At 34.4% G+C, this 15,800-nt stretch carries 17 protein-coding genes and 4 pseudogenes; 11 read left to right on the top strand and 10 right to left on the bottom strand.

The annotated features are described in order from the left end of the window. From FTV03_RS18225 to FTV03_RS14830, 5 genes are all read left to right on the top strand, one after another. A partial coding sequence (locus FTV03_RS18225) for a S1 family peptidase (RefSeq protein WP_373683432.1) occupies positions 1–983 on the top strand: 983 nt, incomplete at its 5' end. Between the two features lie 2 nt (positions 984–985). Then, positions 986–1,486, top strand: a complete 501-nt coding sequence (locus tag FTV03_RS14845) for an META domain-containing protein (RefSeq protein WP_074163995.1) — start codon at positions 986–988, stop codon at positions 1,484–1,486. 755 nt (positions 1,487–2,241) lie between these two features. Next, positions 2,242–2,652, top strand: a complete 411-nt coding sequence (locus FTV03_RS14840) for a hypothetical protein (RefSeq protein ID WP_180042003.1) — start codon at positions 2,242–2,244, stop codon at positions 2,650–2,652. Positions 2,653–2,782: 130 nt separating this feature from the next. Continuing rightward, positions 2,783–3,412 (top strand): DUF6338 family protein, encoded by a 630-nt coding sequence (locus FTV03_RS14835; RefSeq protein ID WP_180042001.1) that lies wholly within the window; start codon positions 2,783–2,785, stop codon positions 3,410–3,412. Further along, on the top strand, positions 3,396–3,560 hold the full coding sequence (locus FTV03_RS14830) for a hypothetical protein (protein WP_180041999.1): 165 nt from the start codon (positions 3,396–3,398) through the stop codon (positions 3,558–3,560). The genes FTV03_RS14835 and FTV03_RS14830 overlap by 17 nt, the downstream gene beginning before the upstream one ends. A gap of 196 nt (positions 3,561–3,756) precedes the next feature. Here FTV03_RS14830 and FTV03_RS14825 read toward each other — a convergent pair whose 3' ends face one another. Further along, a complete protein-coding gene (locus FTV03_RS14825) occupies positions 3,757–4,059 on the bottom strand; it encodes a helix-turn-helix domain-containing protein (RefSeq protein ID WP_180041997.1) in 303 nt (100 codons plus the stop codon). A 36-nt stretch (positions 4,060–4,095) separates the two neighbouring features. Here FTV03_RS14825 and FTV03_RS14820 point away from each other — a divergent pair. Continuing rightward, positions 4,096–4,404 (top strand): annotated as a pseudogene (locus tag FTV03_RS14820) (helix-turn-helix domain-containing protein); the annotation flags it as partial. Positions 4,405–4,407: 3 nt separating this feature from the next. Then, positions 4,408–4,935, top strand: coding sequence for a hypothetical protein (locus FTV03_RS14815; protein WP_180038296.1), 528 nt, complete (start codon positions 4,408–4,410; stop codon positions 4,933–4,935). Positions 4,936–4,974: 39 nt separating this feature from the next. On the opposite strand, the gene FTV03_RS14810 is transcribed toward FTV03_RS14815, so the two are convergent. The 3 genes from FTV03_RS14810 to FTV03_RS14800 all read right to left on the bottom strand — a co-directional run bounded on the left by FTV03_RS14810 (position 4,975) and on the right by FTV03_RS14800 (position 9,404). Continuing rightward, positions 4,975–5,274 (bottom strand): hypothetical protein, encoded by a 300-nt coding sequence (locus FTV03_RS14810; protein WP_180041980.1) that lies wholly within the window; start codon positions 5,272–5,274, stop codon positions 4,975–4,977. Positions 5,275–5,925: 651 nt separating this feature from the next. Then, positions 5,926–8,775 (bottom strand): relaxase/mobilization nuclease domain-containing protein, encoded by a 2,850-nt coding sequence (locus FTV03_RS14805; RefSeq protein ID WP_180041995.1) that lies wholly within the window; start codon positions 8,773–8,775, stop codon positions 5,926–5,928. Beyond that, entirely contained in the window at positions 8,772–9,404 is a 633-nt protein-coding gene (locus tag FTV03_RS14800; protein ID WP_180041993.1) for a hypothetical protein, read from the bottom strand. The genes FTV03_RS14805 and FTV03_RS14800 overlap by 4 nt, the downstream gene beginning before the upstream one ends. On the opposite strand from FTV03_RS14800, the gene FTV03_RS14795 reads away from it, so the two are divergent. Next, the gene (locus FTV03_RS14795; RefSeq protein ID WP_180041992.1) at positions 9,371–9,742 is read left to right on the top strand and encodes a hypothetical protein; all 372 of its coding nucleotides are present in this window, start codon (positions 9,371–9,373) and stop codon (positions 9,740–9,742) included. The two genes, FTV03_RS14800 and FTV03_RS14795, sit on opposite strands and share 34 nt — an antisense overlap. 433 nt (positions 9,743–10,175) lie before the next feature. Here the strand turns inward: FTV03_RS14795 and FTV03_RS14790 are convergent. The 3 genes and pseudogenes from FTV03_RS14790 to repM all read right to left on the bottom strand — a co-directional run. Further along, positions 10,176–10,487: pseudogene (locus FTV03_RS14790) on the bottom strand (tetratricopeptide repeat protein); the annotation flags it as partial. Positions 10,488–10,532: 45 nt separating this feature from the next. Then, a complete protein-coding gene (locus FTV03_RS18220) occupies positions 10,533–10,691 on the bottom strand; it encodes an SEL1-like repeat protein (RefSeq protein WP_180042005.1) in 159 nt (52 codons plus the stop codon). 512 nt (positions 10,692–11,203) lie between these two features. After that, positions 11,204–12,118 carry a replication initiation protein RepM gene (repM, locus tag FTV03_RS14780; RefSeq protein WP_180041988.1) on the bottom strand — a complete coding sequence of 305 codons (915 nt, stop codon included), beginning with the start codon at positions 12,116–12,118 and terminating at the stop codon, positions 11,204–11,206. A gap of 451 nt (positions 12,119–12,569) precedes the next feature. Between repM and FTV03_RS14775 the strand changes: the two genes are divergently transcribed. Further along, entirely contained in the window at positions 12,570–13,199 is a 630-nt protein-coding gene (locus FTV03_RS14775; RefSeq protein WP_180041986.1) for an AAA family ATPase, read from the top strand. Then, positions 13,196–13,432, top strand: a complete 237-nt coding sequence (locus tag FTV03_RS14770; RefSeq protein ID WP_180038290.1) for a hypothetical protein — start codon at positions 13,196–13,198, stop codon at positions 13,430–13,432. The genes FTV03_RS14775 and FTV03_RS14770 overlap by 4 nt, the downstream gene beginning before the upstream one ends. A 167-nt stretch (positions 13,433–13,599) precedes the next feature. Here the strand turns inward: FTV03_RS14770 and FTV03_RS14765 are convergent, their stop codons facing one another. Further along, complete coding sequence (locus FTV03_RS14765; protein WP_180041984.1) at positions 13,600–13,842, bottom strand: hypothetical protein; 243 nt, start codon at positions 13,840–13,842, stop codon at positions 13,600–13,602. A 152-nt stretch (positions 13,843–13,994) separates the two neighbouring features. Between FTV03_RS14765 and FTV03_RS14760 the strand changes: the two genes are divergently transcribed. Continuing rightward, complete coding sequence (locus FTV03_RS14760) at positions 13,995–14,219, top strand: XRE family transcriptional regulator (RefSeq protein WP_180041982.1); 225 nt, start codon at positions 13,995–13,997, stop codon at positions 14,217–14,219. 85 nt (positions 14,220–14,304) lie between these two features. Here the strand turns inward: FTV03_RS14760 and FTV03_RS14755 are convergent. Then, positions 14,305–15,588 (bottom strand): annotated as a pseudogene (locus FTV03_RS14755) (type I restriction endonuclease subunit R); the annotation flags it as partial. Between the two features lie 45 nt (positions 15,589–15,633). After that, positions 15,634–15,800: pseudogene (locus FTV03_RS14750) on the bottom strand (IS6 family transposase); the annotation flags it as partial.

Here is a 15,800-nt window from a genome sequence, read left to right as displayed (position 1 = left end):
TACCAGCGTACGGCCCACAGAATGATGTCACGCTGAAAATGCCGGCCTTTGAATGGGTTCATGTGCAGCTCCATCAGCAAAAGGGGATGATAAGTTTATCACCACCGACTATTTGCAACAGTGCCGAAAATAGCATTGATTTAGAGCTTTATGATCCAAAGCATACTGCAACCAACCAAACACAGGGTTTGAAATTACTGAGCAGTGAAAAACCTAGAACATTAACCAATGTCCCACTTAAAGTAACGACCACTAATATTCCATTAAGACATAGTGCCGCAGTAAGGGCAGCAGAAACCATGCTGATGGCGGATAGTACAACTTCAACCACTTTTTATAATTGTACAACAGGTTTTAATGTGAAAAACGCTGCGGGTACAAAATTTGCGACCACAGCGGCTCACTGTAAGAATTACAAAATTACTGTAGATGACCGCAAGACAACTGGCAATGATAATATTGCACTAACCTTTGTGGGAGACTTCTGGAATGGTAGTCAGGATTTCCAAACCATGAGTTTAGTATCATCTACACATACCTTGAACCCAGAATTTTTCGCCAGTGACAATGTGGTCAAAACTCTAACTGGTCGACGTACACAAGGTAACACACCTGTTGGTACGTATGTCTGTCATTATGGAATGAAAACTGGTTATAGTTGTGGTACGGTTCAGTCGACCGCATTTAAAGCATTTGGTACTGACAATAAATGTGGACCATCAGGGGCAGGTGTGTGTAATGCAACATGGGTAAAAGTTTCAGGTCCAACGTTGGATTGTTGGGGTGGCGATAGTGGTGGTCCAATCTTTATTGGAAGTGTGGCGGCAGGGTTATTATCTACTGCAACTTATCAAGGCACATGGAGTTCTTCCATGAAAGGTCAGGGGTATTGCGGAGGTGCCGCCAAACCTAATGGATATATGACCTATATGTCTACTGATGAACTCTATAAAGAGGGTTACTCATTATTATACGGACAATAACGATGACTAGAATATTTATACTGATGTTCGTCGTTGGACTTTTGAGCGCTTGTCATAAGCCTTCATCAGCCGATCAGTCCAAGATACAAGAATTACAAGTGATGTCCTTTAGTGAGCAGACCTTGGCGCAATTTTCTTGGGAATTAATCGAGGCAACAAATGCTAATAGTGAACGTATAGATTCATTATTTCTGGCTTCAAAACCTGACCAACCTATCACGCTAAAATTTGCAGAAAAGATGCTGTATATTGGGAATTTGTTTTGTAATATAAATTCGATTGGTATTCATTTTAAGGGCAATCATTTATATGCTGAACAACCAATTGTTGCCACAATGATGGGCTGTCCTGATGATATCAACTTACGTGAAAGTACGATGATAGATATTCTGGTGAATGCTCCCACATTATATCTTCAATCTCGTAAGGGGCAGGCACAACTGCTTATAGAAACACAAAAAAAAGAGAAATTGATTTTTAAAGGTGTTCAAGTCAACAAGTAGTCTAAATTCTTGCAGTACACTGATGAAAATCATAAGGTAAAGTTAGATATGAGGAAGCCCAATCATTTAGTTGGGCTTCTTTGTTTAAATATAATTTTAAGAGCCGGTAACTTATTTTCTGTAAGTTCCCTTTTACTATTTTTCTTTTGAGTATTTTATTAATCTAATTCTTTTACGCACTCAATAAGTATTACCACTATACCAACTCTTAGAAAGAGCTTTGAATTCCCTATTTAACATAATGGAGGTTATACGAAATGCTTTTTAAAAATCCTATGTTTTTCATATAGTTAAAAATTTTTGACCGACCTCAAAAACCGCAAAAAACCGACTTTGAAACAAGTCGGTTTCTTTTTGAGCAATTTTGATACTTATTGCCAATATTTTTGATTAATTTTTAATCAAAATGTCGTTTTTCTCTGAATTATCAATACAGCGAATCGTTAAATTATCCCCAATTTCTGCGGACAACTCTTGGGATAAAAATCAACCAATTTTGTACGCCTGAGCGCACATTAATTTAGGGATTTTGCTGATGTTCATCCAAGCTGGTCTTTAATATTATGAAGTCATAAGAGAACAGGACGTTCCGCAGAATAAAAATAAATAATCGCACAAGGATCGGCGGCACGACAGGAGTTATGCCAAGCGAACCAATACGAAAAAGCCCGACAGGATGTCGGGCTTTTTTATGCTCTATATACCAGTAAGACATTTGAAGTAAACTGCGATTAATTACTTATAAAGTATTCATAATGAAATTTTTTTTTAAAGAAAAGATTGTCGATTTTTTTTCATTAATGGCCGTTTTAATTCTGATTATTTCATGGCTTCTTCCTGTATTCGATGGCATGAAAGGTTATGAACTTTTTGTATATTCGTTTTTTTTACAATTTTTAATCGCCCCCATTATTTTAGTTTTTCCAATTTGGGCAAATTTATCACTCGTTTTTACATATTTTTTATTAAATGAAAATGATCCCAAGTCATTTCGTTGGAGCTGTATAACTTTAGCAATGATGAGCTATGGTCTTGTCACTATTTTAGTGATAGATGGCAAAAACAGCCAACCAGTTCTAATAGGTGCTTATGTTTGGGTGTTCTCAGGAGTTTTACTCTGCATCTGTGCCTACATTAAAGTGAAAAAAATATCAAAAAATCATTAATCTTTGATAATTTTCAAATGGACTTCGCATAAGAGATTTTATGTTAAATGAAAATCCTATGTATCAGGGACAACTTTAATTGTATGCTTTGAGTCTTCTAATAATATTAAACATATTCGGTTGATTTGAATTGAGTATTCCAAACCTAGATAGTATCTGGATATTTATCTTTTTCATCATGCCAGGCTTTATTAGTCTGAAAGTCTATAATTTATTGTGCCCAGGAAAATTACCAGATTTTTCAACTCAGATGTTTAGCTCAATTATGTATAGCTGTTTATCGTACGCTATACATTTACCTATTTATCTAATATCGGCAACCCTTCAAGATTTTTCAATTATTACGTGGAAACATGTTTTATTTATAACAAGTTTAATATTAATTTTTCCAGCTGTCATACCAGTCGCTTGGCTATTCATAAGAAAAATAGAGTGGGTAAATAATTTTTTACCTCATCCCACAAATTCCCCATGGGATTACGTATTTAGCCAAAGAAACTTTTATTGGCTTATAGTGACATTAAAAGATGGAACAATATTAGGTGGAAAATATGGAGCAGGATCCTTTTCTTCTAGTTACCCTGAAGAACCTCAAATTTTTATTTCAGAACAATGGCTTGTAGATGAAGAAGGATTTATTCGAAAAGTTAATGATTCTTCCGGAATAATGATATTATCTAAAGATATTAAAACTATAGAATTTTTTACATTACAAGAGCTTAAGCAAGAAACAGGTGAACCAAATGACGCAAGAGAATAATACTGGAAAGAAAGTTATTGTTAATGATGGATATACCCCATCAAAGCTAACAACAGTTTCACAGAAACCTGATAAGTTACCTAAAAATGGTTATACGACACGTTCAGGACCAGAAACAACCTACGCACCACCACCAAGGAAGAAATAAAGTTTTATGAATCAGAAAACTAATATCGAAAAAGGTTATACGCCACAGGTTCAGCCATCTAAATCAGATGATAATGGGAAGTTTGGTTATACTCCACCCAAAAATAACGATACTGTTAATAATATTAAACCACCGCCTAGAACTAAATGAGTAGTAATTGAATCAATTTAAAAGAGTAGCTTAAGCTACTCTTTTATTAGACGTTGAATCCAATATGTTTTCCTGTTGGAAGTTCTACATCAATACGAAGTTTTCCACCCATTGCTTCAACATACTTTTTCATCGTTGAAATTTTTAAATCATGACCACGGTTTTCAATAGCTGAAAGAGATGGTTGCTTGATTCCAAGGGTTTCAGCTAATTCTTTTTGAGAAATCTCTAATTCTTCACGAATCAAGTAAAGCTGATTTTCTAATAGCAATTCTTCAGCCATTTGTTGAATACGTGCTTGGCTCTCTGGAGAGCGATTAGCCAATAATTCTTGTAAGGTTTTAGCCATTAGATTGATCTCCTAGGGTCGATAGATGAAGTTCATATTGCTGATCTGCCAACTACACACATGCTTGTTAGCCCAAACGATGCCATTACAAGCTCTATCCTGAACCTTGTAAACAACATGCTTATAGATTTGTTGGCTACTATGGCTCGCTTAGACAATGACAAGCGTAGGGAACGTATTAAACAAGGTTTAGAAAGATCAGGATATAAGCCAACAGGTAAGAAAGCTGATACTGCTAAATATATTAGAATCAAAGAGTTAGCCAATAAAGGACTAACAAAAGAGGAAATAGCAAAAGCTGTTAATTGTGGCGTAGCTACTGTTTATAGAGTTTTAAAAGGGTAATAGATGGACGTTTGTAGTTGGGATTGGGGAGCAATAGCAGGCTTCACAGGTGCAGTAGCAACCATTGCTTCACCAATTATAGTTGCTGTTTACTTGTATAACCAATGGCATGATCAAAAAGGAAAAGAAGTTATAGCCAATGAAGCTAAAACTCTTTTTTATGAGGTTTGTGAATTTCATAAGCATATAGATTACCTTATAAATTATGAGGTAACAGACAAAGGACTAATAAATGCCTTTAATAAAATAGAAAACTTAATCATTGATATAAATAATAAAATATTGTTTTTAGAGGAGAATGTTGATAATAAAAATCTCGAATCTTATCGGAGATCAGTAAATAAACTGAACTCATATATTTCAAGATTAGTAGAAAATAGTACGAGTACGAGTCCAAGCGAACTTAAAAATGATATTTTGAATGGCTTAAATAATAATTTAGATAAACCTGATTCATATTATAAAAACTATAAGTTTAGCTTTGATTTTGTTAAAAAAACACTAATAGATATTAGTTTATATAAGTTCTAAAAGTGCATGAGCACACTGTACCTTAGTGAAACATTAATATTACTTAAAGAAAGCTTTAATTCCTCTTTCAAAGCGATTGATTAGAGATGGAGAGGAATTATTGTTTTCTATTTTATTGATAGTTTCAGGCTGTACATTTTCTTGTAAGTCTGTAGTTGTACGGTTTTGTTCATTTGTACTGTCAGGCCGAAATATGAAAGACGACTCAACACACTCGCTTTCTATAACTATAGCAATTTCATCTGCATGTGCATTATATTCATCTATATTTTCAAGCAATTCTGCTTCACTAAAAGGATACTTTTTCAGTGAATTACTAGTATTATCAATAGTTTCCATAATTTTATAGTCCCAGATGATGAAAGTAATCTTGGTAAAATTTTACATCACCTTAATCGAATAAAATTTAGTTCTTTTTGACTATGATTAGCATTTTTTTTGGCAATTATCTATTTTTTTGTAAAAAAATTTTTCTAAGATATAACTTCTTCGTTATTAGATCTGATTTACTTATTAAATTGTCTAAATCACATCTAAAATTAATCAAATTTTCTTTATTTCCTATTGAATAGCTACTAATTAAACCATTGATCACCTTATAGTATTTATCACTTTTATATTTATATGTAAAAAATCGAATTGAACTAACACGATTGCAATACTCGTCCAAGCTTTCAAAATAATTTTTTTTAACAGATATAGAAATAATATCCGATGAACTGTATGTAATTTCATCTAAAATATCATTAAGAAAGTAACTATATATTGTTGATTCAGACATTATGCACCCTTAAATAAAAATTACATGAAAAAAAAGCTCTAGATTCATGTCTTTTAATTAAGAGTGACGTCTCTTCCTTGCGACTAAACAACAAACATAATCATCTAATTGAGAGTCAGTTGTTACCGTAGGTAGATATATTTATAACGTAATATTCACGTAATACATAAACTTTATACACCAAAATTCATTCATTTTTTTTAATCAAACTATAAGCAAAACTCTGGAGAATCATTTATTTTCTCTGAGGGACCACGATCCTCAATACAATCTAAATCTTTATTTTTATTAATATTAAATTCATTATTATTTTTGTTTTTTGGTATCTGATTTGCAAATATTGGCTCTAAAGACTCATTCACTATTTCAACGTTTTTATTGGCAAATTCTTCCTCCTTAACATGATTTTTTTCTTTCGCTGGCGCAATATCAAATGTGATTTCTATTTTTGTTAATTGTGCAATCTCTTGAACTTGCCTTTTAAAATCATCTGTTCCTGATACTAGAACTGACCCGAATTTATCTAGAGCAAGTAAGAGTGCATCCTCAATATGCTTTTTTTGTTCACTCACGACTATAATTTCTGGTGAATTATCTCTTTCAAAAAAAGCAACTTTTCGCTGATCTATATAAAACTTTTGCCCAAATTTGTATTCAATTGCATATTTATTATGAGAAAAATATTTCTGTTTCTTGTTTTGATCTTCTGTGATTTTCGGATCTTGAGAATCTAGTGTATTTGACAACTTATTTTCTTTTTTCTTCTTTAAATTACTATTTTGACGATACTCAAAATACTGTTGAATCTGTAAATAATCTAGTTCAGATAAGCTTTCAGAACGCTGATAGTTTTTATTTGTTTCATTTTTTGGGATTAATCTCAGATCAGATCCAGGAGAAGAATAAATGGGTCTCATCTTCGGAGGCTGTTGGCCTACAGATGCATCTAGTACTGATTCTAGGTTTAAATATAGTTTCCAACAGTATTCGATCTCTTTTGAATTAAAATATTGTTTATTTAGCTCAGTCGACTGAGTTTGTATTAAGTTATTCACTCTTTGTATCAGTATCTTCTGACTTTTTTCGTTGAAGCCTGAAATAATATTGCTATCTACACAATTTTTTAACGTGAGTTGCAGTTTCATCAAATCTATATCACAACAATTTAAAAGCATACTTGTTTTCACAAGTGCGGTACTTTGATTCTGACTCTCTGATATAAATTTTTTAAAAATTAAGTTAAAACATGCTTCCAATCCAGATTGCGACAATTTCTTAAGACTCGGCAATACTCTTTTTTCATTTATATCAACAAGTTTCTCGTCATTTTCAAATGATTGTACAGCGACTGCATATAACTTTTTAAATTCTGGTAGACCAGTTGGAGTGGCTTTCGCATTTGAGTCGAGATGTTGTATGCATTGATAAAGGCGTGGAACAGAATAATTACTGAATACCAAAATTCCATACTGATTTTGAATCGCGATGGGCTCGTTGGGCTGATGATGGTCATAAATGATCTTCGCGGTTTTAATTTTTGGATTATCTTGTCGAATAAAGTTTCGAGATTGTCGTTGATCCAATAAAAACTGTTGCTGTATCGATAGATGATGCAGAGGCGATATATATTTTAAAAAATCGGCATAAGAGGTAATTTTTGAAGAACTAAATTTTGGAAGCAATGAGAATTTAGCTTGTGTATCTTGCAAGACTTTTTGACTTAATTTTTCATGAGATTGGCTAAAATTCTCTCTCTGTAATTTTCTAAGTTGAGTTTGTTCTGCCTGATTTTGATAATGCAGAAGTGTAAAAATGCTCTGCGTAGATTGATTTGGATACGTTTTTTTAAATGATTTTAACCAATGATTTTTATTATTTTGATAAATTTCATTTTCAAAATGAATCTCTTTGTAGGTAGATTTACGTAATGCAGTAATCGAATCTTTTTTATTTTTAAGCTTAAGATATTGTTCATGTAAATCTTGAACTAAAAAATCTTGTCGCTCAAAAAGATGGTAAGGATGTTGATCATTGAACTTATACTGTGTAGATGTAGCTGATTTTTTTCTGAAAATTGCATTGGAAACAGGCATCATATTCTGTTCAAAGTCCCCCCATTTTTTTTCTAAATTTTTTACGGTCGTGGCTTTATTACAAAATAAAGATGCTTTAAACGTTTGCTCATGATATTGCCCAAACTTAACATTGAAAATAGCACCATTGCGCTTTTTTTCGTAATAAATTCCCTGTGAAGCAAGTTTTTCATGCCATGTTCGCCAACAATCTGAACTATTTAATACATGCTGAATAACACTATTAACTTGCTGTATGTTTTGTTGGCCATGGATGATTCCTGCCGTGATGTCACTTTTTTTTTGATGCCGATGTTCTTGATCTCGAATTCTACTACTTACTTTTTCAGCATTCGGTTGAGCGATGTAATTTGGATTTTCATTGCATTTTTTCGATTCGAGATCATAGATATACATCGAATTTGGTTCAGGCTCCCAGCCTTGTTTTGCTTCAATTTCAGCGACAGCACGCTGTAATGATTTATAGAGCCAGCCCTCTCCTAGATCGATTACTTTATTTTCACCATTCTTATTTTTTAAAAATGGATGCACTTTATTGATGATCAAATGAAAATGCACATTATCTGTATCCAAATGCACCGCGTACTGCATTTGCAGATCCTTTGCCTTCAGATGTTTTGAGATAATGTCGATTTGTTCTTCTAATTGTTCGATAGTTGGGACCTCAAATTTTTTAAAGCTGCCGGTAAGATGAACAATTGGGTCAATCACTTTGCTGTTCAAACTTGCAGTTTGTGACATTTCCAGCTTTTGCTGTTGCGGATCATCATCTAAAAAATTTCTAGCGTTTGAATAAACACATTTCTCGATCGAACTCAAATCAACACTTGGATGAAGTTGATGAATGTAATCTGATAAAAGATCAGTGCGTGAGGGTTTGGGATCATGAATATAATCAGACAGACCATTCACACGTTGTTCTACTGAAGATGTTCCAGTCGTATTTTCTATAACTTTAATAATCATCGTTTTTCAAACTCATCATTTAGTTTACGAACGAGCATTTTTACTTCTTGCACCACCTGTTTAATCTGTTCGACCTCATACTTAACTTGTTCTAAATCATCCAATTCTTTAAATATTTTTATGAGCATAAATCCGAGCAAGCGAACATTATGAATGTCATTTGGTGCTATAAATCCGATGGTCGAAGTACTCAACAGTTTATGTCGTAAGTAGTCAAACTGCGTCAAAGATGTCTGCTTACAGGCATCTTGAATTTGCTTAAATTCATCTTCAGTCAGATGAATCAACATCTGTTTTTTAAAAGCATCTTTTCTATTCATTTTTTCTATTGTAAGCAAATTGAGACCGAGCATCGCGAGCTCGAGATTTGTATTTGGACAAAAGATATCTTTTGTCCCATCCTGTACCTTTTTAGCAGTCATGATATTGGCTAAATATGATAAAAATAATGCGATTTTTTTAGTTTTTTTCTTATCGCAAAAAGTACCTTTTTTGAGAGATTTTAAAATCCAAAAAGAGTTGCTTTTTGCCATACTCATAAAAATGAATGTTGCAAATAATGAGGTTGTATATTTATTTTTGTAGGAAAAATCTAATGCAAAATCAGAATCTTTTAGAGCTTGAGACACAGGATTCAAATCATAAATCTCCTGGTTTTTCGCCCACGCCATCTCCTGAAATCGCAAAAACATCTGTTGTTCGCTCTTCAAAATATGTTGAGAAGAATGAAAAAATATATAGTGAAAATGACTCTAAGAAATTTGAGAGTATTTTGCTGCTTCATATAGAAAAAATGAAGGAAAAGACGAAAACTCGGAATCAACTGCTGACTCAACATAAGCAAACTTTACTTCATCTTTTCAAATTGGGTGCAACAATAGATGATGTTCTGACCTTTCTCCAAGAAAATAATTTCAGCGGTATTACTGCTGACAATTTAAAAGAATTTTTAAAGAAGAGTAAATAAATCGGTTACACCTTTATCTTGAGCGATGGCTATATCGATGATCTTGAGCATGACCGCTTAGGTAAAGAGTTCCGTCACGACTGAACCGTATGAAACAGCAACCAAAGCATTCCTAGAAGAATTGAATCGTGGGCTATTGAATATCTATACCAACTATTACGATCACATGCTTTCAACCGAAGTGATTACGCAATACTTATTGGCTAACTGCCGGTTTGAGGAAAACGGTAACATCCACTGGAACTAATTTATAAAAAAGCCCCCAATTTGAGGGCTTTTTTATGTAATGGGGCATAAAGCCTCGTGATTCAATATTCGAGCGTCATTTACTATTGGTGTACTCTTGAGTGATACGCTGACCATTGGAATTATAAGAACTTAATTGCTTGTGTGCTGCTATATTCCCATTCTTAGCTGTATGTAAAAAATGCTCTTAGACTTTTGAATAATCTTGAGGCATACCTAAACACCGCTCATAGAGAACTCCTAAATTATAATGAGCGACCGCTTGCGCCTCAGTCGAATTAGTTTCGGATTTTTCCATCTTGACTGCTTTGCTTAAAAGTTCAAAGGCTTTATTATAATTTTTCTCGACTACCGTGCCTGACATATACATATAGGCTAGATTTACAAGCGCACCGGCTCCCTCTTCACCTCGACCCTGCTCAACAGATTTATTAAATAATTCATAAGCCTTTGCATAATCTTGTTTTACACCCCAACCATTTTTATAGCTCAAACCAAGATTATATGAACTGCTAGATTTACCACCATTAGAAGCTTTTAGATACTAGTAATTCGCTTTGACGTAATCTTTATCACAACCATGACCATTTGCATAAATCCCACCTAGAGCATTTTGGGCATCCGTATAACCTTGATTTGTAGCTTTAGATAACCATTCAAATGATTTGAGATAGTCTTGATGTAAAAGTCTACCATACCGTATCGCACCCCAATTTCGTACTGAGCTTCCGCATTCCCTTGAGCAGCTAAGCGCATAGTATTTTCTATCTTAGAATTAGCATGAGCCGAACTAAATATTAATGTTAAAGCAATTATAACAATTGATTTATTAATCAAATCCAAAGAGCGTAAATCACGAACAATATTATCTCAAACAACCAAAATATTAATCGGAAAACACCCACCAAAAATTGTACCAGGTAGTGGATTTTTGCGGTAATGACAAAAGCATCCACTTGGGTGATATACACCAGTGTATCTGCAATAAAAAAATAAGGCAGTTTCAACTGTAAAATTGAAATATTAGGCGTCCGCCATTCATTTGCTTAAGCATTATGACTATCCACATGATATGGCATTACTGGCTACAGAAACTGTACTTGAGTAAGCAGAGCACTTGGCAAAAGGACTTGCAGCCTCTGTCTAATTTCTACCACTAAATAACAACTAAAATAAAATTATATTGATTTTAAATTAGATGTATTTTAGTTGTATTTATACCTCTAAACCAAGTTCCTTAAATACCTCATTGTACTTTTGAATGAACTTCTCATCTTGTAGTTCAAGCAGAAGTCTTTTCTCAAGATCAGCATAACTCTCACCTACTGCAGCTTTCTGACTAGCAAATGGATCATAGTGAGCTAGCTTATTGGCAAAGAATTGAATTTGCTTATCTGAGAGCTTCTTAGGCTTCGTATGGGTAACTTCCTTAGGTTGGTGCTTAGCAGTGAATGTAAATGAGAAACCACTGATCGTACGCCCTACTTTGTGTTGTTCATAAGAAGCTGTGATATCTGTGAGCTCATTGATTTGGTTTAATGCTATATCGAGTACTCGAACCTTAAAGTTTGCCATCTTCGCATAATCACCCTTAGCTAACCCAAGCTTGAAGCGAAAGTCATCAATATCAAATATAGGTGTCTTTCCCACACTACGCCATTGAATCAGTAACTCATAAAGGCGAATCGCATACTTACTTGTAAGAGAGCTAATTTGCTTAAGTTCATAAGCAGTGAATGACTTCTCAAGCTGCGTAATTAATGGAATGACATCAGGCGCAAAAGTGAGTTCTACGATACCTGCAGAATCAACATAGGCTATTTTGGATACCCAACGTGATTTGACGATCTTTTCCTGCTGGGTTCCCTCATGGATTCCCTTATAACTGAATTTGCGCTCAAAGAGATTGCTAGCAGCGTTTTTAAGCCCCTCATAGGCTGCGTGCTTATCAACATTGAATTGCTTCATGTAATGATGAGCATGGACCTCTAGAAGACTATTCGCATCCACATTCTTGCTTAACTCTCTTGCTTGAACAATTGCCAATAAAATCAGTCTCTGTTCTGTTGTATCCAGATTATAGCTAGCATTGATTAATGCGTTATCCTTCACGACTAGATCATTTTTCACTATTGGGATCTTTTCCTTTAATTATAGCATTAGGATACATCAATTACACATGTAGACACAAGGTGGGAAAACGTAGACTTAAAGGTGGGAAAACGTAGACTTAAAGGTGGGAAAACGTAGACTTAAAGGTGGGAAAACGTAGACTTAAAGGTGGGAAAACGTAGACTTATTACCTCTGAAATGCTTGCTATATAAGGCTTGCAGAGGTCTTAAAAATAAAATTATTAAAAGTATTTAAAAATAAAAACGGTTATTGTTTAAAAATTAAGAGTATTTTTTGTTTTACGAGTATCCATTTACAGTTATGAAGATAAATGAAAGAACGATTTCCATATAGGTGGGAAAACGTAGACTTATACTAAATAAGAATTTATTAATTTTTTACCTATTCTTTACATCAATCTAAAATATAACTATATTAGATTCAAATTAGTTACAAATTACAAGTAAAATGATCATCTTAATTGGAAGCCAAAAAGGTGGATGTGGGAAATCCACAATAGCCATCAATATAGCAACTTATCTTGCTAAACATAACAAAGACATTGTTTTAGTTGATGCAGATCCTCAACAGAGTTCAGCTAACTGGGTTAAGGACAGAGATGAAACAAATCTCCCTAAGGTACATTGTGTGCAACGATATGGAGACATCAAGAACACACTGAAAGACTTAAATAGCCGTTATGACTATGTTGTTGTAGATGTAGCAGGACATGACAGTAAAGAGCTTAGAACAGCAATGTTGGCAGCTCATTATCTTGTAGTGCCATTTAGACCTTCACAATTTGACCTGGATACCTTACCTCATCTTTCTGAAGTCATAGATCAGGCACAGTCATTTAATGAAGAACTCAAACCATTTGGGTTACTCACCTTAGCTCCTACGAATCCATCTGTATCAGAAGTACAACAAGCAAATGAGTATTTAGCAGATTTTCCTGCGTTCACGGCCTTATCTGCAGTAATCCATGACAGAAAGGTTTATCGCGATGTAGCAGCAGAAGGGAAAGGTGTAGTTGAATCCAATAACCCAAAAGCAGTTGACGAATTTGAGGCGTTCATGAAGGAGTTATTAGCATGATCAAGAAGAGAGAAATCAGTAAACCAAACTCTCCTGACATGGATTCTTTCATCAATGGTGCAGATGAGCAAAAGGTGACAAAGCTAGATCCTAAAGCCCCTAGGAAATTCAAGACACACACAATTCCTATGAATGAACATGAGTATCAATTGTTGGTTGAATTGGCCGAAAAGTATGGCCAAACGCATAATGGAATTATCCGCTTTGCTTTGAAGAAACTTAGTGAAGAATAGAAACTAATTTGAAACTAAATTAATTCTATTTTGGTTTTAATTTGTATTCGTTTTAGATGTAAAAAAGCCCTTCATCATTAAGGGCTTTTTATATGTAATTTTTTCTCTCGTATGACCTATATTCTGATTTAAAGTGCTACAAAACAGAAAAGACTATCCTTAAATTACTAGTCGAAGTTAAAGAAATTGTCTGGGAAGCAAGAAAGGAATGCCTTTTGAATATCGCTGTATTCACCTTCAGGATGTTCCTCTAGATACCGTCGAGTCCAAATCAGTGTTGCTTCATAATCGTTAAAACACTGATCGAGTTGTAAAAAAATCCAAAGTTCATTTGCTTTTTGAATGAAAAAGTCATTGATGATCATCAGTGCAATTTTCTTTTCAGTATTTGCATTAGGGTATGAATACATAATGATTTCTCCTATATAGATGGTAAATAGATTAGTTGATAAGCTATTTATAACACATAATTTTATGTGTTTGCCACATAATTTTATGTGTTTTTATGTAAATATAACCCTATGCTATAATTTCAAAACACCATTTCTATAAATTTACTCCAATGCCATATACTGAATTTCAACGTCTTATCGGTAAAGCAGGGCTTTCTATTAAAGAATTTGCTGAATTATTGGACATGAAACCTAATTCAATTACGAACTATAGTAAACAAGGTGTCGTGCCTACACATATTGCTGTAATTGTTGCGCTGATTTCTACGATGAAAGATGAGGGATTGGATTTCTATCCAATTTTTGAAAAAATTAAATCGTATTCAGAAGATTAAAACTCTCGTTTTTTAATTATTTTTAAGCGATGAATAATGATGTAAAAAATGCCTGAACTTCAGGCATTTTTTGATTCTGGGATGTTTATAAACCTAGATAGAACTTTTCAATAAAGTTTCGAGTTTTGATAACTAAGGTATTCATCAGGGTCTTCCGTTCTGAGATCTTAGGACGATTAATCGGTAAGTCTTTGACATCTTCACGGCTAGGTAGACGTTTAGTGTATTCATATTGGCTGAGCACCGTTTTAAATATCTCAGGCTTGATGGCTTCTTTTTGACATAGTTCATCCAGAGCCTTCTCTTTTTCTACATCCCAAAACTGAGCAAAGGCCTCTTCAACACTTTGACCATTGGCCATCCGTGGAATGTTTTCATCTAGAAACTTTTGAATCAGCTCTTGTTTGTCGTACAAGTTGTGATTGGTCGAGATGATATCTTGTACCTGGGAACGATACTGCTGCTTCTTTTCAGGATCTTTATGATTAACCACCGATTGCAGTAAATTCAGGATATAACCGACATTTACGGTATCGCGGTGGATCAGTTCAAGTTGGAAATTGACGTCATTGAGGACCGATACTTTGTCTTTAGGTTGGACCACACGGACGTTGTTGTACAGATATTTGTACTGTGAGGTATGTTTCTGAAATTCTGCTTTGTTTAAATCGGTACTATCTTGGTCATACTCTACAAAGTTTTCCAATTGTGCATTGATCCGCATTACCTCACGGAAGGCTTTGACGTATTCCAATTGTTGTTCTTCAGTTTCTAGCGTATTGGGTACTTGGTCCGGATCTGGGGCAATACTGAGTAAGTGGGCAACCGCAGCATTGTACTTTTCTTTAATGCTATCGAAACTTGGGATTAGGACAATTTTTTGTGCTTCATCCTTGTTTGAAAATAAGGTGAGGGCTTGGTCTGTAGCTTGCTTTAAGTTACGAAAGCACAGGATATTACCGAATGGTTTGTCTGCATTCAGAATACGGTTGGTACGTGAAAAGGCTTGGATTAGACCGTGATATTTAAGGTTCTTATCGACATACAGGGTGTTGAGTGGTTTTGAGTCAAAACCAGTTAGGAACATATTCACCACAAGCAGGATATCAATTTCTTTTTTGCGTACTCGATTGGCAATGTCACGATAGTAAGCATAGAACTCATCGCCTGAGTTGTAGTTCTGACCAAATTTGGCATTGTATTCAGCAATGTATTGATCAAGCTTGTCTCGATTGGACTGACTGATTTTGGTCGGGATATCTGCAGACTCTTCTTCAATTAAACCACTGTGATCTTCGACCTTGAGTTCTTCATTGGCTGCAAAGGAAAAAATTGTGGCAATGGTCAATGGGGTATAAATTCGGCACTGTTGCAAATAGAGATTTGAGTCGATGATGTTCCCTTTAAAAAGTACTTAGAGACCGAAAACCCTGTTGATTAGACACACTTCACCCTGAGGCTGACCATAATAAAATGACGATGCTTGTCCTTTACGTAGTGCACGCATGACTTCAATACCTTTAATTGTGGCATAAGCCGTCTTCATAGATTTGAATCCTAATGTGGCCCTGATGATCCGCT

Source organism: Acinetobacter sp. YH12218, from assembly GCF_013417925.1.
Classification (GTDB): Bacteria; Pseudomonadota; Gammaproteobacteria; order Pseudomonadales; family Moraxellaceae; genus Acinetobacter; species Acinetobacter amyesii.
Note: the sequence above shows the minus strand (reverse complement) of the source record. Positions and strands in the feature narration are given on the sequence as shown.

Bases quoted from the DNA above. Each gene is read 5' to 3' on its own strand.
- FTV03_RS14845 (WP_074163995.1), top strand. From the start codon at position 986: ATGACTAGAATATTTATACTGATGTTCGTCGTTGGACTTTTGAGCGCT.
- FTV03_RS14840 (WP_180042003.1), top strand. From the start codon at position 2,242: ATGAAATTTTTTTTTAAAGAAAAGATTGTCGATTTTTTTTCATTAATG.
- FTV03_RS14830 (WP_180041999.1), top strand. From the start codon at position 3,396: ATGACGCAAGAGAATAATACTGGAAAGAAAGTTATTGTTAATGATGGA.
- FTV03_RS14825 (WP_180041997.1), bottom strand. From the start codon at position 4,059: ATGGCTAAAACCTTACAAGAATTATTGGCTAATCGCTCTCCAGAGAGC.
- FTV03_RS14815 (WP_180038296.1), top strand. From the start codon at position 4,408: ATGGACGTTTGTAGTTGGGATTGGGGAGCAATAGCAGGCTTCACAGGT.
- FTV03_RS14810 (WP_180041980.1), bottom strand. From the start codon at position 5,274: ATGGAAACTATTGATAATACTAGTAATTCACTGAAAAAGTATCCTTTT.
- FTV03_RS14805 (WP_180041995.1), bottom strand. From the start codon at position 8,775: ATGATTATTAAAGTTATAGAAAATACGACTGGAACATCTTCAGTAGAA.
- FTV03_RS14795 (WP_180041992.1), top strand. From the start codon at position 9,371: ATGCAAAATCAGAATCTTTTAGAGCTTGAGACACAGGATTCAAATCAT.
- FTV03_RS14775 (WP_180041986.1), top strand. From the start codon at position 12,570: ATGATCATCTTAATTGGAAGCCAAAAAGGTGGATGTGGGAAATCCACA.
- FTV03_RS14770 (WP_180038290.1), top strand. From the start codon at position 13,196: ATGATCAAGAAGAGAGAAATCAGTAAACCAAACTCTCCTGACATGGAT.
- FTV03_RS14765 (WP_180041984.1), bottom strand. From the start codon at position 13,842: ATGTATTCATACCCTAATGCAAATACTGAAAAGAAAATTGCACTGATG.
- FTV03_RS14760 (WP_180041982.1), top strand. From the start codon at position 13,995: ATGCCATATACTGAATTTCAACGTCTTATCGGTAAAGCAGGGCTTTCT.